The 19,478-nt window shown below is 72.5% G+C and carries 14 protein-coding genes; 11 read left to right on the forward strand and 3 right to left on the reverse strand.

Going from position 1 to position 19,478, the window contains the following annotated elements:
• Positions 1-52: 52 nt before the first annotated feature.
• The 6 genes from ACIRQY_RS11670 to ACIRQY_RS11695 all read left to right on the forward strand — a co-directional run bounded on the left by ACIRQY_RS11670 (position 53) and on the right by ACIRQY_RS11695 (position 8,910).
• Positions 53-2,125 carry a glycogen debranching N-terminal domain-containing protein gene (locus tag ACIRQY_RS11670; RefSeq protein ID WP_403924109.1) on the forward strand — a complete coding sequence of 691 codons (2,073 nt, stop codon included), beginning with the start codon at positions 53-55 and terminating at the stop codon, positions 2,123-2,125.
• Positions 2,126-2,234: 109 nt separating this feature from the next.
• Entirely contained in the window at positions 2,235-3,023 is a 789-nt protein-coding gene (locus tag ACIRQY_RS11675; RefSeq protein ID WP_403924112.1) for an NUDIX domain-containing protein, read from the forward strand.
• A 122-nt stretch (positions 3,024-3,145) separates the two neighbouring features.
• A complete protein-coding gene (locus tag ACIRQY_RS11680) occupies positions 3,146-4,969 on the forward strand; it encodes an ATP-binding cassette domain-containing protein (protein WP_403924114.1) in 1,824 nt (607 codons plus the stop codon).
• A 160-nt stretch (positions 4,970-5,129) separates the two neighbouring features.
• Positions 5,130-6,017 (forward strand): FCD domain-containing protein, encoded by an 888-nt coding sequence (locus ACIRQY_RS11685; protein WP_351793631.1) that lies wholly within the window; start codon positions 5,130-5,132, stop codon positions 6,015-6,017.
• Between the two features lie 379 nt (positions 6,018-6,396).
• Positions 6,397-7,938, forward strand: coding sequence for an RNA polymerase sigma factor (locus ACIRQY_RS11690; RefSeq protein WP_403924118.1), 1,542 nt, complete (start codon positions 6,397-6,399; stop codon positions 7,936-7,938).
• Between the two features lie 153 nt (positions 7,939-8,091).
• Positions 8,092-8,910, forward strand: a complete 819-nt coding sequence (locus tag ACIRQY_RS11695) for a serine protease (protein ID WP_403924121.1) — start codon at positions 8,092-8,094, stop codon at positions 8,908-8,910.
• A gap of 136 nt (positions 8,911-9,046) precedes the next feature.
• Here the strand turns inward: ACIRQY_RS11695 and ACIRQY_RS11700 are convergent, their stop codons facing one another.
• Positions 9,047-9,277, reverse strand: coding sequence for a hypothetical protein (locus tag ACIRQY_RS11700; RefSeq protein ID WP_030211728.1), 231 nt, complete (start codon positions 9,275-9,277; stop codon positions 9,047-9,049).
• Positions 9,278-9,709: 432 nt separating this feature from the next.
• On the opposite strand from ACIRQY_RS11700, the gene ACIRQY_RS11705 reads away from it, so the two are divergent.
• The 5 genes from ACIRQY_RS11705 (at position 9,710) to ACIRQY_RS11725 (ending at position 16,091) form a co-directional block, all read left to right on the forward strand.
• Positions 9,710-11,827, forward strand: coding sequence for a type IIA DNA topoisomerase subunit B (locus ACIRQY_RS11705; RefSeq protein WP_403924123.1), 2,118 nt, complete (start codon positions 9,710-9,712; stop codon positions 11,825-11,827).
• Between the two features lie 98 nt (positions 11,828-11,925).
• Positions 11,926-13,176, forward strand: a complete 1,251-nt coding sequence (locus tag ACIRQY_RS11710; protein WP_403924126.1) for a sensor histidine kinase — start codon at positions 11,926-11,928, stop codon at positions 13,174-13,176.
• Positions 13,173-13,904 (forward strand): response regulator, encoded by a 732-nt coding sequence (locus ACIRQY_RS11715; protein WP_403924129.1) that lies wholly within the window; start codon positions 13,173-13,175, stop codon positions 13,902-13,904. The genes ACIRQY_RS11710 and ACIRQY_RS11715 overlap by 4 nt, the downstream gene beginning before the upstream one ends.
• Before the next feature lie 97 nt (positions 13,905-14,001).
• On the forward strand, positions 14,002-14,502 hold the full coding sequence (locus tag ACIRQY_RS11720; RefSeq protein ID WP_403924131.1) for a DUF485 domain-containing protein: 501 nt from the start codon (positions 14,002-14,004) through the stop codon (positions 14,500-14,502).
• Positions 14,499-16,091: a cation acetate symporter gene (locus tag ACIRQY_RS11725; RefSeq protein WP_403924134.1), complete on the forward strand. Its 1,593-nt coding sequence runs from the start codon at positions 14,499-14,501 to the stop codon at positions 16,089-16,091. Before ACIRQY_RS11720 ends, ACIRQY_RS11725 begins: the two co-directional genes overlap by 4 nt.
• 162 nt (positions 16,092-16,253) lie before the next feature.
• Here the strand turns inward: ACIRQY_RS11725 and ACIRQY_RS11730 are convergent, their stop codons facing one another.
• Positions 16,254-16,946, reverse strand: coding sequence for a response regulator (locus ACIRQY_RS11730; RefSeq protein ID WP_351793652.1), 693 nt, complete (start codon positions 16,944-16,946; stop codon positions 16,254-16,256).
• Complete coding sequence (locus ACIRQY_RS11735; RefSeq protein WP_403924137.1) at positions 16,943-18,790, reverse strand: ATP-binding protein; 1,848 nt, start codon at positions 18,788-18,790, stop codon at positions 16,943-16,945. The genes ACIRQY_RS11730 and ACIRQY_RS11735 overlap by 4 nt, the downstream gene beginning before the upstream one ends.
• Positions 18,791-19,478 lie beyond the last annotated feature (688 nt).

Raw genomic sequence — 19,478 nt, forward strand, 5'->3', positions numbered from 1 at the left:
GCCGACGTCCCGCCGGCCGCCCGGTCCGCACAGAGAGCACCCCTTACCCGCCATGGCCCTCAGCCCCGCCCCGGCCCCCGGCCGCCCCACCGGACACCCCTTCGGCGCCCCGCCGGACCGTCCCCCGGCCGCCGCCGCGCCCCCACGCGCGGCGGCCCGTCCCACGGAACTCCCCTCGGTGCACGGCGCGCTCCTCTGCGTGGCCCTGCCCGCCCTCGCCATCTGCCCCGAACACGGCCAGCTCACCGGCGACGGACCCGACGGCGTGTACGCGGCGGGCCGACGGCTCCTCTCGCGGTGCGTCCTCAGGGTGGCGGGGCGGGAGCCCGTCGCCCTCCAGGGACGGATGGCGACGGCGGACCGCGCGGTCTTCACCGGTGTCCTGCACGCCCCCGGAACACCCGGACCCGACCCCGGCATCACCGTCGAACGCACCCGGAGCGCCGACGGGACCGAGCGCGTCACCCTGCGCAGCGCCGTTCTCCGCCCCCTCCGGCTCCCGGTGGAAATCGCCCTGGGCACGGATCTCGCGGACCTGGGCGCGGTGGCGTCCGGACGGCACGGACCCGAACTCCCCGCGACCGTGCACGGCACCGGACTGCGCTGGACGGGGGCCGACGGACGGTCGGTCGCCGTCACGGCGGACCCGCCGCCCATGGACGCCCTGGCGGCGGCCGGAGTCCTGCGCTGGGAGGCCGAACTGGCCCCGGGAGCCGCGTTCACCGTCCGGCTGCGGCTGCGCGACGAGCCCGGCCGGTCCACCGGAGCACCGGGAGCGGGCGCCGGACGGCCCGGCGGACACCTCCTCGCCGAGGCCCGCGCCGAGTGCGACGACCCGCGCCCCGGGGAACTGCTGCGGACCTCCGTCGAAGACCTGCGGGCCCTGCTCCAGCGCGACCCCGCCCACCCGGCGGACGTCCACCTCGCGGCCGGAGTCCCCTGGCGCTGCGGACCGGTCACCGCCGAGGCCCTCTGGGCCGCGCGCATGGCGCTCCCCCTGGGCACCCGGCTCGCCGCCACCACCCTGCGAGCCCTCGGGCGCACCCAGATCCCGGGCCGAGGGCCGGACTCCGGACGCGTCCAGGGCCCCCTCCGGGACGCGGGCCCCCACCTCCCGCCCCGCTGTACGGGCATCGAGTCCACCCTCGCCTTCCCCGCCGTCCTCGCGGAGGCCCGCCGATGGGGACTCCCGGCCGCGGACCTGGAAGAGCTGCTGCCGGTGGCGGAGCGCTGCCTCGACTGGCTGCGCCGCGCGACGGGCGGGAGCGGCCTGGTGCCGGATCCGGGCCCCGGCGGCCCCTGGCGGGCCGAGACCCAGGCCCACGCGCACCGCGCGGCCCTCCTCGGCGCGGACCTGCTCGACGCGTGCGACCGGCCGGGAGGGGACGCGCTGCGGGAGACGGCGGGGAGACTGCGCGAGCGGTTCGGGCACGAGTTCTGGCTCGACGACCCGGCCGGGGGGCGCCCCGCGGCGGCCCGCACGCGCGAGGGCCGGACGTGGACCCAGCTGGGCGGCTGGGCCGCGCATCTGCTCGACACCGGACTGCTCGGCGGCGGCCGGTACGCGCGTGGTCTTCTCGACGAGACCCGGACCGGCCAGGTGGCCCGGCTGCTCGGCACCCCCGCCCTCGACTCCGGCTGGGGCCTGCGCGGTCTGGGGACCAAGGAGCCCGGCCACAACCCCTTCGGACACCGGGCCGGTGCGGTGCGCGTCCACGAGACGGCGGTCGCCGTCGCCGGGCTCGCCGCCGCCGGACACGAGAGGGAAGCCGCCTCGCTGCTGCGCGGGCTGCTCGACGCGGCGGAGGGGTTCGGCCGTCGACTGCCGGAGATGTACGCGGGGGAGCAGCGCACGGCGGGCGCCCGGCCGGTCCCGCACCCGGCGGCCTGCCGTCCGGCGGCCGTCGCGGCGGCCGGTGCGGTGCACGCCCTGCTGGCCCTCGCCGGAATCCGGCCCGACGCCCCGGGCCGTTCCGTGTCGACCCATCCGATGCGGTCCGCCCCATGGGGCGCGATCCGTTTCTCAGGGCTCGTGGTCGCGGGCGAGCCCTTCGCCGTACGCGTGGGCCGCCTGGGCCTCGGAATGATCGAGGAGGCCGCCGAGGGCCTCCAGCTGGGGGTGTGAGGGAATGCCGGGAACGCACACGGGGCAGGCCCCGGTGCACGGTGAGGAAGTCCTCGCCGGTGCCTCCGCCAGGCGTGTTTATCGTCAGGAAGACGACTATGATCGGCGCATGTCTCCCTACGACCCGTCGGCCTTCCCGCCCTTCGCCGTCACCGTCGATCTGGTCGTGCTCACCGTGCGGCACCACGCGCTCTGCACCCTGGTCGTGCGTCGGGGCGAGGAACCCTACGAGGGGCACTGGGCGCTGCCCGGAGGCTTCGTGCGGGCCGAGGAGGACCTCGGGGCCGCCGCGGCCCGCGAACTGGTCGAGGAGACCGGGCTCCGCGCCCACGACCCCGCCGCCCCGCCGCCGGTGCCGAGCAACGGTGCCCACCTGGAGCAGCTCGCGACCTACGGGGCGCCCGACCGCGACCCGCGGATGCGGGTGGTGAGCGTGGCCCACCTGGCCCTCGCCCCCGACCTTCCCGCGCCGAGGGCGGGCGGGGACGCGGACAGTGCCCGCTGGGCGCCCGTCGAGGAACTGCTCGGCGGCGCGGACGCGGAGGGGGCCACCGGAACCGAAGCGGCCGGAGCCGGAGCCGCCGGTGCACTCGCCTTCGACCACGGCCGGATCCTCGCCGACGGCGTGGAGCGCGCCCGTTCCAAGATCGAGTACTCCTCGCTCGCCACGGCCTTCTGTCCGCCGGAGTTCACCGTCGGAGAGCTGCGGCGCGTCTACGAGGCCGTCTGGGGGGTGTCCCTGGACCCCCGCAACTTCCACCGGAAGGTGACCGGCACGCCCGGCTTCCTCGTTCCGGCCGGAGGCACCACGACCCGTCAGGGAGGGCGCCCCGCCCAGCTCTTCAGGGCAGGTGGGGCCACCCTCCTCAACCCGCCGATGCTGCGGCCCGAGATCTGACGGACGGGCGCATCCGGCACCCCACGGCATCAATCCTGCACCGAAAGTCCGAAATGTAGCGTTATCTTGCTGCGGTAGCGCCGCCCTGCCGCGGAGCGGTGTCACCTACCGCGAGAGAAGCGATGCTCCAGGCAATCGGACTGACCAGCCTTCCCCGCCGCGATCGACCGGCCGCCGTGGACGATCTGACCTTCGAGGCCCGGCCGGGCGCCGTGACGGCTCTCCTCGGCCCCCGGGGCTCCGGCAAGACCACCACTCTCCGCCTCATGCTCGAACTCGAGCCGGGCCGTGGGATCACCTACTTCCGAGGGCGCCCGCTGCACCGGATCGCCCATCCGCAGAGCGAGGTCGGCGTCCTCCTCGGAGACGTCCCGGGGCACCCGTCCCGCACGCTCCGGGGCCAGCTCCGGATGCTCTGCGCCGCCACCGGAGTCCCGGCCTCACGGGCCGACGAACTGGCACGGACCGTGGGCCTCGCCGGCCTGGAACGCCGGAGGATCGGCACCCTGCCGGTCGGCGCCGACCGCCGACTCGGCATCGCCTCGGCCCTGTTGGGCGCCCCCCACACCCTGCTGCTCGACCAGCCGGGTGCCGGACTCTCCACCTCCGAGGGCGCGTGGCTGCACGAACTACTGCGCTCCCACGCCTCCGAAGGGGGAACCGTCCTCTACACGACCGACGACCCCAAGGACGCGGCCCGCAACGCCCATCGCGTCGTCACCCTCGACCGGGGCAGACTCGTCGCCGACCAGGACGCCGTCGAGTTCGCCCGCACCCGGCTGCGCCCCCGGGTGGCAGTCCGGACCCCCCAGGCCGCCCGGCTGGCCGCCGTGGTCACCCAGGAGGCCAGGGCGGCCCGGCGTCCGGTCGAGGTCGTCGCCGAGGAGGGCAACCGGCTCTCCGTGTACGGCAGCGACTGCGCGTCCGTCGGCGACACCGCGTTCCGCCACGGCGTCCCGATCCACCGGCTCACCGCCGAGACGGGAGACACGGGCCCCCTCCGGCGTACCGCCGGGACGACGGCCCCCGAGGTGCCGGGCGCCAGCCCTGCTCCGGCCCGCGTCTCCGTCGCTTCCCCGTGGGCGGGGTCCCCGCCCGCCGTCGCGGACCGGTCGGCCCGGCGGCTCTCGGCCGGGCGCGCTCCCCGAGGCGCGTCCGGCACGCGTCGGCCCGTCCGCTCGCCCCTCCGTCCGCTCCGGTACGAGCTCCACCGCCTCCTGGGGGTGCCCTCCACGCCACTCGTCGTCGGCGGGGTCCTGCTCGTCTCCGTGACGCTCGCCCTGCTCCTCGGGCGAGGTGGCCGGGTCGCCCTGCCCGCCGTCCTGACCGGCTGGCCGGGCATCTCCCCGCTGCCGCCCGCCGCCCTCGGGGCGGGACTGCTCGGCGCCTTCTCGTTCGGCGAGGAGTACCGCCATCCCGCACTGACCACGGGCCGGGGGGCCGTGCCCCGCAGGCCCGGCCTGCTGCTGGCGAAGCTCGCGGTCTCGGCGCTCGTCGCGCTGCTGCTCGGAGTGCTCGTGGTGGTGGCGGATCTGGAGGCCCTGAGGCTCGTCCACGGCACCGAGTTGATCCCCGTACCGGAGAACTGGCCGGCCCTCGGCGCGAGTTGGCTGGGGCTGCTGGTCGGGTGCGCCTGGGCGGGACTGCTCGGCGCGGGGGTGTTCCGCGCAGCGGCGGCCGGAGTGGCCGCCGTGCTCGCGGTGCCGGTCGCCCTCGTCCCGCTGCTGCAGAAGGTGCTGACGGGGCCGACGGTCCGGTCCGCCGCCGGACTCCCCGCGCGGCTGCGCGAGTTCGCGGGACCGCAGTGGTCCCCGGGCGCGGAGCGCTGGCTCGCGGGGGCGCTGCGCGTGCTGGGGCAGCCCGCCGGAGTGGCGCTCTCACTCACGCTGACAGCGCTGTTCTGCGCCTATGTGTTCACGGGCCTTCGCCGTAAGGCCCGTTGGTGACCGTATGTGGACTGAAATAGTCCACTCTCGCTCCAACTTCCCTGGATTGTGCGTCTTATGTCCGACTAATCGTCAATTGTGTAGCGGGTGGCGATCACCCTTTCGTGTGCTTTTCACCAAAGACCTCAAGGGTCACTGAAGCAACGCCGACAAAGGATGCGTGAGTACCCTTGCGCACACCATGATGACCGCCGCCCGCCCCGTCGACTCCGGCATCGGAGCCCCGGGCGAGCTCGACCGCTACTCCTACGCGGAGGCTTCCGCCGCCGGCCGTGTGGGCCCGCCCTCCTGGGAGGGGGTGGACACCGACCTGGGCAGGGTCGGCCGCCGGAGCGCCGGCAGCCGGGGCCGCGGCCTGCACGGGCAGCTCGTCCAGCAGCTCGGCCAGATGATCGTCTCCGGCGACCTCGGGGCCGACCGCCCGCTGGTCCCCGAGGAGATCGGTCAGCGGTTCGAGGTCTCACGCACCGTCGTGCGTGAGTCGCTGCGCGTCCTGGAGGCCAAGGGGCTCGTCAGCGCCCGCCCGAACGTCGGCACCAGGGTCCGGCCCGTCAGCGACTGGAACCTCCTCGACCCGGACATCATCGAGTGGCGCGCCTTCGGCCCGCAGCGTGACGACCAGCGCCGCGAGCTGAGCGAGCTCCGCTGGACGATCGAGCCCCTGGCCGCCCGCCTCGCCGCCGGACACGGCCGGGAGGACGTCCAGCAGCGGCTGGCCGACATGGTCGAGATCATGGGGCACGCGTTCGCCCAGGGGGACGGCATCACCTTCTCCCGGGCCGACGCGGAGTTCCACTCCCTCCTCATCCAGCTGGCCGGGAACCGGATGCTGGAGCACCTCTCCGGGATCGTCGCCGCCGCCCTCCAGGTGTCCGGCGGCCCCGTCACGGGCTGCGACCGCCCCAGTGAGGCGTGCCTCTCCCATCACGCCCGGATCGTGGACGCGCTGGCCGCCGGGGACGCGCTCGGCGCGGAGACGGCCATGCGGCAGCTGCTCCTGGTCCACCCCGAGGTGGACCGCGTCGTGCCCGCTCCCCGCGAACACTGACCGGCGGGCCGTGGCCGGGAACGCGGAGGCGTGGACACCGTCCGCCGCCGGATGCGCGCGTGCCGCCGGGGGAGCCCGCGAGGGATTCCCCGGTGGCGCCGGGATTCCCGCGGCGGGAATGTACGCTTATCTACTCCTCTGCGTCATGTGCCCCACATGAGGTGTGACTCGGGCCACGAAGATTGGGCGTAACACTCCTCCGAGCCGTGCGATGACCTAAGAGGTGACGGCCGAGGAAGGAATACAGCAGCCGATGGAGGCGCTGTGCAGTTCCCCGGTCCAGCCCGCGCCGTCGACACATTCCCCGTCGGCGGTCGTCGGCTCCAACCCGATCCCGGGTGGGGCCGGAAGCCGTTTCCATCGTTCCGAGAGGTTGTTCGTGTCGGCCAGCACATCCCGTACGCTCCCGCCGGAGATCGCCGAGTCCGAGTCTGTGATGGCGCTCATCGAGCGGGGAAAGGCTGATGGGCAGATCGCCGGCGATGACGTGCGTCGGGCCTTCGAGGCTGACCAGATTCCGCCAACCCAGTGGAAGAATGTTCTGCGCAGCCTCAATCAGATCCTCGAGGAAGAGGGTGTGACGCTGATGGTCAGTGCAGCGGAGTCGCCGAAGCGCGCCCGCAAGAGCGTCGCAGCGAAGAGCCCGGTCAAGCGCACCGCCACCAAGACCGTCACCGCCAGGACGACCGTGACGAAGACCACCGTCTCGGCCACGGCCGTCGGCGCCGCCGAGGACGCCGACCCTGACGAGGCCGGTTCGTCCGCCAGGAAGGCGGCCGCGAAGAAGACCGTCGCCAAGAAGACGGTGGCCAAGAAGACCGTCGCCAAGAAGGCGACGGCGAAGAAGGCCACGTCCAAGAAGGACGCCGACGACCTGGCCGAGGGCGAGGAGCTCGAGGACGTCGCGCCCGGCAAGGGCGAGGAGGAGGAGACCGAGGGCGAGAGCAAGGGCTTCGTCCTGTCCGACGAGGACGAGGACGACGCGCCGGCCCAGCAGGTCGCCGTCGCCGGTGCCACCGCCGACCCGGTCAAGGACTACCTGAAGCAGATCGGCAAGGTCCCCCTGCTCAACGCCGAGCAGGAGGTCGAGCTCGCCAAGCGCATCGAGGCCGGTCTGTTCGCCGAGGACAAGCTCGCGAACTCGGACAAGCTCGCGCCGAAGCTCAAGCGCGAGCTGGAGATCATCGCCGAGGACGGCCGCCGGGCCAAGAACCACCTCCTGGAGGCCAACCTCCGTCTGGTGGTCTCCCTGGCCAAGCGCTACACCGGCCGCGGAATGCTCTTCCTGGACCTGATCCAGGAGGGCAACCTGGGCCTGATCCGCGCGGTCGAGAAGTTCGACTACACCAAGGGCTACAAGTTCTCGACGTACGCCACCTGGTGGATCCGTCAGGCCATCACCCGCGCCATGGCCGACCAGGCCCGCACCATCCGCATTCCGGTGCACATGGTCGAGGTCATCAACAAGCTCGCCCGTGTGCAGCGCCAGATGCTCCAGGACCTGGGCCGCGAGCCCACTCCGGAGGAGCTGGCCAAGGAACTCGACATGACCCCCGAGAAGGTCATCGAGGTCCAGAAGTACGGTCGTGAGCCGATCTCCCTCCACACCCCGCTGGGTGAGGACGGCGACAGCGAGTTCGGCGACCTGATCGAGGACTCCGAGGCGGTCGTCCCGGCCGACGCGGTGAGCTTCACGCTCCTCCAGGAGCAGCTGCACTCCGTCCTCGACACCCTCTCCGAGCGGGAGGCGGGCGTCGTCTCGATGCGCTTCGGACTCACCGACGGCCAGCCGAAGACGCTGGACGAGATCGGCAAGGTCTACGGCGTGACCCGCGAGCGGATCCGTCAGATCGAGTCGAAGACGATGTCGAAGCTGCGCCACCCGTCGCGCTCGCAGGTGCTGCGCGACTACCTCGACTGATCCGTTTCGCCGTCGGGCGAGGCGCGGAGCGGTACGCGGAAGGGCCCGGCTCCCCCAGGGGAGCCGGGCCCTCCGGCTGTCCGCGCGGGTGCACGGCGCGGGCGCGTGGTGGACGCTGGGTGAACCGACATCACCGGAGAGTCAGGAGACTCCATGCGCGGTTCCCTCCCCCGAGCTTTGACGGGCGCCCTGGGCGTGTTCGCCGTGGCGGCCGGGCAATTCGCCTTCGCCGCCCCCGTCGCCGCCGACCGCGTCGTGGTGGGGGGCCGTGAAGCCCAGATCGCGGAGGCGCCGTGGGTCGTGGCGCTCTCCAGCCGTGACCGGTTCGGAGGTACGCGCGCGGGGCAGTTCTGCGGAGGCGTGGTCGTCGCGCCGACCAAGGTGCTCACAGCGGCCCACTGCATGGGCCGTGAGGCGCTCGGCGGCGAGCCGTGGGAGGTGCGTGACCTCGTCGTCATCGCGGGCCGCACGGCGCTGCGTGGGCAGGGCGGCGAGGAGATCCGCATCTCGGACACCTGGGTCAACCCGGACTACGACCCGACGACGAACGCGGGCGACCTCGCGGTGCTGACGCTGGCGAGCCCGCTGCCGCAGTCGTACGCGATCGGGGTCGCCCGTGCGGGGGACGCGGCGGAGACGCCGGGCACCGAGGCCGACGTGTACGGCTGGGGGGACACGAGCGGCGGCGGGGCCTACTCCTCCACCCTGCGGACGGCGCGCGTGCAGGTGCTGCCGGACGGGGCCTGCGAACGGGCGTACCCGGACGGCTCCGGCGCCGGGTACGCGAGCCGGACGATGCTGTGCGCGGGTGACCCGGGGGGCGGCAAGGACGCCTGCCAGGGCGACAGCGGCGGGCCGCTGGTGGCCAGGGGCGTGCTCATCGGCCTGGTGTCCTGGGGGAACGGCTGCGGGCAGGCGGAGAACCCGGGGGTGTACACGCGGGTCTCGGCGGTGCTTCCGGCACGCTTCTGACCGCTCCCGGCCAGGCACCTCCCAAGGGTGCCCCGGGGCGGACACGAGAGCGGGCGGTCACCCCCCTGGGACTTCGGGGGTGACCGCCCACTGTCCGGTCATTGGCCGGATCTGAGCTCGTCGTGGTTGCGAAGCGTCAGTGCTCGTCGCCCACCGTGCGGGCCGGCACATCCGTCAGCCGGTCCGTCTCATCCTGTATCTCAACGGCGATCTTCTTGAGTTCCGGCTCGAACTTGCGTCCGTGGTGGGCGCAGAAGAGCAAGTCACCTCCGCTGGTCAGGACGACACGCAGGTATGCCTGGGCGCCGCAGCGGTCGCAGCGGTCAGCGGCCGTCAGGGGGCTCGCGGGGGTCAGAACAGTAGTCACGTCGCCTCTTCTCTAGCTCGACGAGCTGTCGTACCAGGGTCAACATCCAACCAGGCCGAAAACGTTCCCGCTCGCGGCTTTTCCTGGAAACTTCTTCTTAGGTGGCTGTTTGCTGCCGGTTGGCGGCGAATGAGCCGTATTGCTTCGCTCTACGGATTTCGCGTTGCTTGTGTGGGTCGGCCCTCCCGGCGTGGTTGCCGGTCGTTCATGAGGACGTGCCCGGAGCCTAAATGGTTCATGCCTGGAAGGGAACGTGATGTTCGCGTCACCCCATCGAGGGATCGAACATTCATGCGACTCTGGACTAGCATGAGGAATCGGGGCGGGTGGCGTGACAACGGCTCTACCAGGCATCGGTACCCTCTGACCCGTGACCGACGCCGGGCCCTACCCCACGGGGCCCGATTTCAAATTCAGCGAGGAGCGAACCGCGTGACCGCCGAAACGTCCGTGTCGTCCAGTGCGCTGCTGACCGCAGACCGTGACGCTTCCAACTACACCGCGCGGCACCTGCTCGTACTCGAAGGGCTCGAAGCGGTCCGCAAGCGCCCCGGCATGTACATCGGGTCGACCGACAGCCGCGGCCTGATGCACTGCATCTGGGAGATCATCGACAACTCCGTCGACGAGGCCCTCGGTGGCTTCTGCGACCACATCGACGTCATCCTCCACGACGACGGCTCCGTCGAGGTCCGGGACAACGGCCGTGGCATCCCGGTCGACGTCGAGCCGAAGACCGGCCTCTCCGGTATCGAGGTCGTCATGACCAAGCTGCACGCCGGCGGCAAGTTCGGCGGCGGGTCGTACGCGGCCTCCGGCGGTCTGCACGGTGTCGGCGCCTCCGTGGTCAACGCCCTGTCGGCGCGTCTCGACGTCGAGGTCGACCGGAACAGTGCCACGCACGCCATCAGCTTCCGCCGCGGCGTCCCCGGCTTCTTCACCGAGCAGGGCCCCGACAGCCCCTTCGACCCAGGCAACGGCCTCCGCAAGGGCAAGCGCGTCCCCAAGAACCGCACCGGCACGCGCGTGCGCTACTGGGCCGACCGGCAGATCTTCCTCAAGGACGCCAAGCTGTCCCTGGAGACGCTGTACCAGCGCGCCCGGCAGACCGCCTTCCTCGTGCCCGGCCTCACCATCGTCGTCCGCGACGAGCGGGACCTCGCGGGCATCGGCAAGAGCGAGGAGACGTTCCGCTTCGACGGCGGCATCAGCGAGTTCTGCGAGTACCTCGCGCAGGACAAGGCCGTCTGCGACATCCAGCGCCTGACCGGACAGGGCACCTTCAAGGAGACCGTGCCCGTCCTCGACGAGCGCGGGCACATGACCCCGACCGAGGTCACCCGTGAGCTGGCCGTCGACATCGCCCTCCGCTGGGGCACCGGCTACGACACCGCGGTCAAGTCCTTCGTCAACATCATCGCCACCCCCAAGGGCGGCACCCACGTCTCGGGCTTCGAGCAGGCCGTCACCAAGACGGTGAACGAGGTGCTGCGCTCCGCCAAGATGCTGCGCGTCGCCGAGGACGACATCGTCAAGGACGACGCCCTCGAAGGACTCACGGCCGTCGTGACGGTCCGCCTCGCCGAGCCGCAGTTCGAGGGCCAGACCAAGGAGGTCCTCGGTACGTCCGCCGCCCGGCGGATCGTGGCGAACGTGGTCGCCAAGGAGCTGAAGGCCTTCCTCACCTCGACCAAGCGGGACGCCAAGGCGCAGGCCCGCGCCGTCCTGGAGAAGGCCGTCGCGGCGGCCCGCACCCGGATCGCGGCGCGCCAGCACAAGGACGCGCAGCGCCGGAAGACCGCGCTGGAGTCCTCCTCGCTCCCCGCGAAGCTGGCCGACTGCCGCAGTGACGACGTGGAGCGCAGCGAGCTCTTCATCGTCGAGGGCGACTCCGCCCTCGGTACGGCCAAGCTCGCCCGCAACAGCGAGTTCCAGGCGCTCCTGCCGATCCGGGGCAAGATCCTCAACGTGCAGAAGTCGTCCGTCTCGGACATGCTCAAGAACGCCGAGTGCGGCGCGATCATCCAGGTCATAGGAGCGGGCTCGGGCCGCACCTTCGACATCGACGCGGCGCGTTACGGGAAGATCGTCCTCCTGGTCGACGCCGACGTCGACGGCGCGCACATCCGCTGCCTGCTGCTGACGCTCTTCCAGCGGTACATGCGGCCCATGGTCGAGGCCGGGCGCGTCTTCGCCGCCGTGCCCCCGCTGCACCGCATCGAGCTGGTCCAGCCGAAGAAGGGCCAGGACAAGTACGTCTACACGTACTCGGACAGCGAGCTGCGGCAGACCATGCTGGAGTTCCAGCGCAAGGGGGTCCGCTACAAGGACTCCATCCAGCGCTACAAGGGTCTCGGCGAGATGGACGCCGACCAGCTCGCGGAGACCACGATGGACCCCCGCCACCGCACCCTGCGCCGGATCAACATCGGCGACCTGGACGCGGCGGAGCAGGTCTTCGACCTCCTGATGGGCAATGACGTGGCACCCCGCAAGGAGTTCATCACCGGCTCGGCGGCCACGCTCGACCGCTCGCGCATCGACGCCTGAGGGCCTCCACCCGTGGGTGGAGCCGGACGCTCCACCCACGGGCCGATCACACCGCCGTCGACTCTCCGTAGCATGAAGATGACGGAGGGGGACGGATCATGGTGGAAACGTTCGATCGGGCGCCGGCGGGGAACAGGCTGGTCAAGGGGGCCCTCTGGGGGGCCTGGCCGTCGCGCGAGGCGCTCACCCGGGTCGGTGTGCCCCGAGGGCGCGTCGTCCTCGACCATTTCCTGCTCGCGGCGCTGAGCGTCTGGGTGCTGGCGGGCTGTTACACCTCGGGGGCGTTCGACGGCTGGTACGCACCCGTGCCTCCGATCGCGTTCGGACTCTGTGTGGTGGCGGCGCTCGGCTACCACCACACGACCCTCGAACACCGGGCGGCGGCGTCGCTGGGTCTGCTCGCGGTCATGGCCCTCTGCGGTCTGGGTGCCCACACGGCCGGAGCGCCGACCTCGGCCACCGTGTTGTGGATAGTCGTCTCGGTCATGGCGATGGAACGGCTGCCGCTCCGGATGGGTCTGGCCACCGTGGCGGTGCTCGTCACCGGCTTCGTCGAGGCCGACGAGACCGGATTCCTCGGTGCGGGCGTCACCACGGCGGCCGTGCTTCTCGCGGGGTACTCGCTCCGGCTGGACGCCCAGGCCAGAGGCGCGGGGTTCCAGCTGCTGGCCCAGGAGCGGCTCGCCCGGGAGGCCGAGGCCGCGTCGGCGGCCCTCGCCGAGCGGGCGAGGATCGCCAGAGAGATACACGACGTGCTCGCCCACAGCCTCTCCGCGCAGATGGTGCACCTGGAGGTCGCCCGGCTCAAGATCGAGTCGGGGGCGGAGCGGGCGGAGATACTCGAACTCGTGACCTCCGCGCGGGCCATGGCCAGGGAGGGCCTCGCGGAGACCCGTCACGCGCTGTCCGCGCTGCGCGGGGACATGGTGCCCGTCGAGGACTACCTGCGGGACCTGGCGAGGGAGGGCCGGACCCTGGTCGAAGTCACCGGGGAGCACAGGGAACTGCCGGCCGAGGCCTCCCAGGCGGTACGGCGGGTGGCCCAGGAGGCCCTCACCAATGTGCGCAAACACGCCCCCGGAGCCCGTACGCGGATCCTGCTCGCCTACGAGACGGACCGGATCTCCCTGGAGATACGCGATTCGGGACCGCCGCCGACGGTGGCGGACGGCGGGGACGGGGGCAGGCATGACGGGGGCGGGGACGACGGGGACGGGCTCGGGCTCGGTTCCTCCGGCTCCGGTTACGGGCTGCGCGGGATGAGGGAGCGTGCCGAACTGCTCGGGGGGAGTCTGGACGCGGGTCCCGAGGGGGCCGGGTTCGCGGTGCGGCTGCGGGTACCGGCATGAGCGCCACGGAGCGGACCGACGGCAGTCGGCCGGAGACGCCCGGACGGGAGAACGCGGACGTGCCCGCGCTGCGGGTGGTCGTCGCCGACGATCAGGCCGTCGTACGGGAGGGGATCGTGATGCTGCTGGGACTGCTCCCCGGGGTGGAGGTCGTGGGGGCAGCGCGGGATGGCGAGGAGGCCGTCGCGCTCACCGCCGAATTCAGGCCCGACGTGGTCCTGATGGACCTGCGGATGCCCCGGTGCGACGGGGTCGAGGCCACCCGCAGGATCCATGAGAGGCACCCGGGGACCGAAGTGGTCGTGCTCACCACGTACGCCGACGACGACTCGCTCTTCCCCGCCCTGCGGGCCGGAGCGCGGGGCTATCTCACCAAGGACGCGGGAGGGGAGGAGATCCTGCGGGCGCTGCGGGACGTCACCGACGGACGGGCCGGGCTCTCGCCCACCGTGCAGCGGCGGCTGATCGAGCAGCTCCTGGAGGCCCCGGCGGGGCCGTCCGTTCCACTGGCGGAAGGGCTCACCGAACGGGAGACGGAGGTGATCGCGCTGGTCGCGGACGGACTCTCCAACCAGGAGATCGCGAGCAGACTGCGGATCTCGACGGCGACCGTGAAGACCCACATCAACAACCTCTTCGCGAAGACCGGAGTGCGGGACCGGGCACAGGCGGTGCGATACGCATATCAGCACGGTCTGGTCAGGCCCCCTGGGGGACGAATCACCTGATGGGGTGAAGACGGAGAGGAGAAGAGTCCGGGATGTTCCCGCTCTGTCCATCCTTGGCACGCGGCCGAAACGGTTCGCTGACAAGGAGAGTTGGTCGGTGGAGCAGGTGGACGAACGGGAGGGGCTCGACGCTTCGGCGGTACGGGTCGAGGACACCCCCTGGCACGAGGCGACGGCCCCCGGCAAGGGTCAGCCGTCGGAGGGCACCGGGATGCTGGGCGCGGCGGGTCCGGAGCGACCGGAGACGGTGCCGGGGCAGCGGGCGCACAGCGCGGCGGAGATCTATCTGGAGGTCCAGCGGAGTCCCGCCTTCCAGGAAGTCCGGGGCCGCTACCGAAGGTTCGTCTTTCCGGCGACAGCCGCGTTCCTCCTCTGGTACCTCGCCTATGTGGTGGCGGCGACCGTCGCCCCGGGGCTGATGGCCCGGCCGCTCGTCGGAGTGGTGAACGTGGCGATGGCCGCCGGACTGGGACAGTTCCTCACCACCTTCCTGCTGACCTGGGCCTACGCGCGGCACGCGCGGCTCCGCAGGGACCGGATCGCCCTCCAGCTGCGCTGGGACACCCAGGAGATGACGAGAGGAGCGGCGCAGTCGTGATCCGTGACCACCAGACCCTGGCGATCGTGCTGTTCAGTGTCTTCGTCGCCGTCACGCTGGGCATCACCACCTGGGTGGGCCGGCGCCGGCACGGCTCGGTGGAGGAGTTCTACGCGGGGGGCAGACTGTTCTCGCCCCTGGAGAACGGGTTCGCCATCGCGGGCGACTACATGTCGGCCGCCTCATTCCTCGGGATCTCCGGGCTGATCGCGCTCTACGGCTACGACGGGATGCTGTACTCCGTCGGCTTCCTCGTCGCCTGGCTGCTCGTGCTGCTGCTCGTGGCCGAACTCGTACGGAACTGCGGGCGGTTCACGCTCGCCGACGTCGTCGCCGCGCGGATGGCCGAACGGCCGGTGCGGATCGCCGCCGGAACATCCTCGGTGGCCGTCTCCGTGCTCTATCTCGTCGCCCAGATGGTGGGCGCCGGGAGCCTGGTCGCACTGCTCCTCGGCGGGACCGGCGAAGCGGCCCGGTCCTGGACGGTCGTCGGCGTGGGCGCGCTGATGGTGATCTACGTATCGCTCGGCGGTATGCGGGCCACCACCTGGATCCAGATCGTCAAGGCGGTCCTGCTCATGGCCGGGACGGTCGCGCTCACCGTCCTCGTCCTGCTCCGTTTCCACGGCGACATGAACCAGCTGCTGTCCGCCGCCGCCGAACGCAGCGGCCACGGACTCGACTTCCTCGCGCCGGGACTGCGCTACGGCGGGGACTGGACGGCCCGGCTGGACTTCATCAGCCTCGGGCTCGCCCTGGTGCTCGGCACGGCGGGCCTGCCGCACATCCTGACCCGCTTCTACACCGTGCCCACCGCGCGGGCCGCCCGCCGGTCGGTCATCTGGTCCATCGGGCTCATCGGGAGCTTCTACCTGATGACCATCGTGCTCGGCTTCGGGTCGGCGGCGCTGATCGGCTCCGACGAGGTCCGCGCGTCCAACGCGTCGGGCAACACGGCCGTACCGCTGCTCGCCCTCGACCTCGGCGGGGGAGCGGGGTCCACCGGCGGCGCCGTGCTCTTCGCGGTGGTGGCGGCCGTCGCGTTCGCCACCATCCTCGCGGTCGTCGCGGGGATCACCCTCGCCTCTTCGGCCTCCGTGGCCCATGACCTCTACGCCTCACTGCGTCGTCGGCACGGGAAGCCATACGGCGAGGTGACCGTGGCGCGGTTCGCGGCGGCGGGCATCGGCGCCGCCGCCATCGGTCTCGGGCTGCTCGCCCGTGACCTCAACGTGGCCTTCCTCGTCGGTCTGGCCTTCGCGGTGGCGGCCTCCGCCAATCTGCCGGTGCTGCTCTACTCGCTGTTCTGGCGGAGGTTCACCACCCGGGGCGCGGTCTGGTCGGTGTACGGCGGGCTGATTCCCGCCGTTCTGCTCGTGGTGTTCTCGCCGGTGGTCACCGGCAGCCCCGAATCACTGTTCCCCGGTGCGGACCTCCACCTGTTCCCGCTCCAGAACCCCGGCTTGGTCTCGATCCCGCTCGGCTTCCTCGCCGGCTGGATCGGGACGGTCCTGTCGCCGGAGCCGCCCGACGAGGCACGGCACGCCGAGACCGAGGTGAGATCGCTGACCGGCGCCGGGGCCGTCTGACGGCCCCGCCCCGCCATCGGCCGTCCCGCCATCGGTCGCCCGGCCACACCATCCGGGGGACCACCCGGCCGGGCAGGCACGCCGACCGAAGGGCACCGGGCCCGGGCGCGTCACCTCAGCCCGGCCGGTGCGGTACCCCTTCCCGTCATGTGTGGGCCCGTTTCAGCGGGTGGCGGGTGGGGAGGCGGCCCAGGCGTAGCGGTGTTCGGGGCGGCCCGTCTCGCCGTATCGGAGCGAGAGGCGGACCCGGCCGGTGCGTTCGAGGAGCTTCAGGTAGCGCTGGGCCGTCTGCCGGCTGACGCCCGAGCGTTCGGCTATCTCCTGCGCGGAGAGCGGGCCCTCGGCGGCGAGGAGGACCTGCCGGACCAGTTCGGCCGTGGTGGGGGAGTGCCCCTTGGGCAGGTCGGGGGCGACGGAGCCCGCCGACAGGACGCCGAAGATCCGGTCCACCTCGGCCTGCTCCGCCTCGCCGCCGCTCTCCAGGGTCCGGCGGAGCGTCGCGTACGCCTCCAGTTTGGCGCGCAGTCCGGCGAAGTTGAACGGCTTCACCAGGTACTGCAGGGCGCCGTGCCGCATGGCCGCCTGCACGGTGGCGATGTCCCTGGCCGCCGTCACCATGATCACGTCGCACTGGTGGCCGCGCGCGCGGAGCTCCCGTACGGCGGCGAGCCCGTTCTCGTCCGGCAGATAGTGGTCGAGGAGGATCAGGTCCACCGGCTGCCCGTCGAGGGCGGCGAGCGCCTCGGCGGTCGAGTGGGCGGTGGCGGCGACCCTGAAGCCGGGCGTCTTGGTGACATAGGCGGCGTTGATCCGGGCGACCAGTACGTCGTCGTCCACCACGAGCACGTCGATCATCGTGTCTCCTCCACGGGCCCCGTCGCCGTGCCGTCGGGCCGGGCGGCCGGTCCGGTCGGTTCGGTCGGGGCGTTCGGATCGATCAGGGTGCCGGGCCGGGGCAGGCCGCGCGGCCGGGTCGGATCGGCCGGGTCGGTCGGGGAGTACCGGACTGCCGGGGAGCGGTATCCCGTCAGGGGGTCGCGCTCGGCCGGAGACCGCTGCCCGGTCCGGGAGTCGGGTTCGGTCAGGACGTCCGGGAGGACGACGGTGAACGCGGCTCCGCCGTCGGGCCCGTCGGCCACCGAGGCGGAGCCGCCCCGCCGCTCCGCAAGCCGACGGACCAGGGGCAGTCCGATGCCCCGCTTGCCGTGGGACGGGAGGGCCTTCGTCGTCCAGCCCTCGGTGAAGATCAGCTCCCGGTGCTCCGCCGGGACGCCCGGACCGCTGTCCGTGACCCGCAGCACGACCGTACGGCCCTCGGCTCCGAAGGCGATGTCGATCCGGGCGTCATGGGTGCCCGCGACGGCGTCCAGGGCGTTGTCGACCAGATTGCCGACGACGGTGACCAGCTCGCGGGGCTCGACGAGCCGGTCGGGCAGCAGGGCGTCGGGGGTGAGCCGCAGGGAGACGCCCCGCTCGGCCGCGACCGTTCCCTTGCCGACCAGGAGGGCCGCGAGCAGCGGATCGTGGACCTTCTCCGTGACCTGCTCGGCGGTGGCCCGGTGCACCCCGACCACCTCGGTGACGAACTCCACGGCCTCCTCGTGCATCTCCAGTTCGAGGAGGCCGAGAAGGGTGTGCATCCGGTTGGCGTGCTCGTGGTCCTGGGCGCGGAGTGCGTCGATCAGGCCCCGGGTGGAGTCCAGTTCGCGTCCGAGCCGTTCCAGCTCGGTGCGGTCGCGGAGGGTCGCGACCGCGCCGCCGTCGTCCGTCGGCATCCGGTTGGCGATCAGCACCCGCTGCCCCCGCACCGTGAGCAGGTCCTCGCCCGTCACCCGGCCCGCGAGGACGTCGGCGGTGCGGCCGTCTCCGAGGAGTTCGTCGAGCGGCCGTCCCGCCGCCTCAGGGCCGAGTCCGAGCAGTCGCTGGGCCTCGTCGTTCATGAGCCGTACCGAACCGCGCTTGTCCAGGGCCACGACCCCCTCGCGGATGCCGTGCAGCATCGCCTCGCGCTCCGCGAGCAGTGCCGAGATATCGGAGAAGGCCAGGTCATGGGTCTGCCGCTGGAGGCGGCGTGAGATCAGATACGCGGCCAGGGCGCCGACGGCGAGCGCCCCGCCCGCGTAGGCCAGGAGCCCGGGGACAGCGGCCACGACCCGGTCGCGGACGCTCTCGTACGCGATGCCGACCGACACCGCGCCGACGATCCGCCCGTCCGCGTCGCGCAGCGGCGTCTTGCCGCGCGCCGAACGGCCCAGGGTGCCGCTGTCGATCTCCATCACCTCGTGCCCGGCGAGGACGTCGCTGGGGTCGGTGGAGACGAGTCTGCCGATCTCGCCGGGGTCGGTGTGCGACCAGCGCACTCCTCGGGTGTCCATGACCACGACGTACTCGGCGCCGGTGGCCTTCCGGATGCGTTCGGTCTCCCTCTGTACCGGGCCGAGCGCGGACGCCGGGGTGCCGGTCAGGTCGGCGGCGAGCCGGGGAGACGCGGTGGTCCCGGCGATGGCCAGGGCCCTGCGCATCGCCTGGTCGTCGAGGAGGGCGCTCAGCGGCGCCAGGAAGAGCCCCGTCGCGAGCACGGTCACACCGGTGGCGATGAACAACTGCATCAGCAGGACCTGCGAGAACACCCGCCGGGGCCAGCCGAACCGCCGGGGGCGCGTCCGGGGGCGCGGAGGGGTGGTCTGTGCGGGGCTCATGCCGGAAACGGTAAGCGGACGCGCCCCGGGACCGGAAACGCTTCCGAGGCGGAACGGGAGCGCCGGGCGGAGATACGGGTCACACGGCCCGCCCTGTCAGGGCCGGGCCCGGGGGCGGAAGCGAGGCACCGGGTCGGTCCCGGGGGCGACTCGGAGCGGATGCCGTGTCGAGCCGGGGGAACGGACCTGGGAGTACGGATCCGGGAGTACGGCCCGGGGCGGGATCGGGCCCGGGGCGGGGAGCGGAAAGCCCCTGGCCGGTCCGGAGGCCGTCCGAGGTGGCCGTACGTCCTTCGGAAGCCGGGCCGGAAGGTGGGAGGAGGGCCTGGGGAGGAGGGACCGGCCGGCTCGTCCGGCACGGGAGGCCTTGTGTTTACGGGCGAGAGGCAGGCCCAGAGAGCGGGGGCGGGCCTGGGGGAGGGCAGGGAGGGCCCCGGAAGCGGAGGACGGGCCTCAAGAGCCCGGGAGGCCTCGTTGGTACCGGGGGCGAGGCCCAGCCAGGACCGGGCCCAGCCCGATGCCCAGCCCGATGCCCAGCCCGATGCGCGGCCCGTCGCGCGGTCCCGGGCCGCGCGGTGTGGCGACCTCCGATCGGTCCGGTGGCTTCCGGAGCCGACCGGCGCGGCCCGGAGCAGGGGCGCGGGAGCCGTGGGCGTGCGGTGCCTATGGTGGAGCCTTCCCACGGACG

Source organism: Streptomyces sp. NPDC101490 (genome assembly GCF_044767145.1).
Classification (GTDB): domain Bacteria; phylum Actinomycetota; class Actinomycetes; order Streptomycetales; family Streptomycetaceae; genus Streptomyces.

Coding starts and splice junctions, on each gene's coding strand:
- ACIRQY_RS11695 (WP_403924121.1), top strand. CDS start 8,092: ATGCGCGGTTCCCTCCCCCGAGCTTTGACGGGCGCCCTGGGCGTGTTC.
- ACIRQY_RS11730 (WP_351793652.1), bottom strand. CDS start 16,946: ATGATCGACGTGCTCGTGGTGGACGACGACGTACTGGTCGCCCGGATC.
- ACIRQY_RS11735 (WP_403924137.1), bottom strand. CDS start 18,790: ATGAGCCCCGCACAGACCACCCCTCCGCGCCCCCGGACGCGCCCCCGG.
- ACIRQY_RS11680 (WP_403924114.1), top strand. CDS start 3,146: ATGCTCCAGGCAATCGGACTGACCAGCCTTCCCCGCCGCGATCGACCG.
- ACIRQY_RS11670 (WP_403924109.1), top strand. CDS start 53: ATGGCCCTCAGCCCCGCCCCGGCCCCCGGCCGCCCCACCGGACACCCC.
- ACIRQY_RS11715 (WP_403924129.1), top strand. CDS start 13,173: ATGAGCGCCACGGAGCGGACCGACGGCAGTCGGCCGGAGACGCCCGGA.
- ACIRQY_RS11710 (WP_403924126.1), top strand. CDS start 11,926: ATGGTGGAAACGTTCGATCGGGCGCCGGCGGGGAACAGGCTGGTCAAG.
- ACIRQY_RS11675 (WP_403924112.1), top strand. CDS start 2,235: ATGTCTCCCTACGACCCGTCGGCCTTCCCGCCCTTCGCCGTCACCGTC.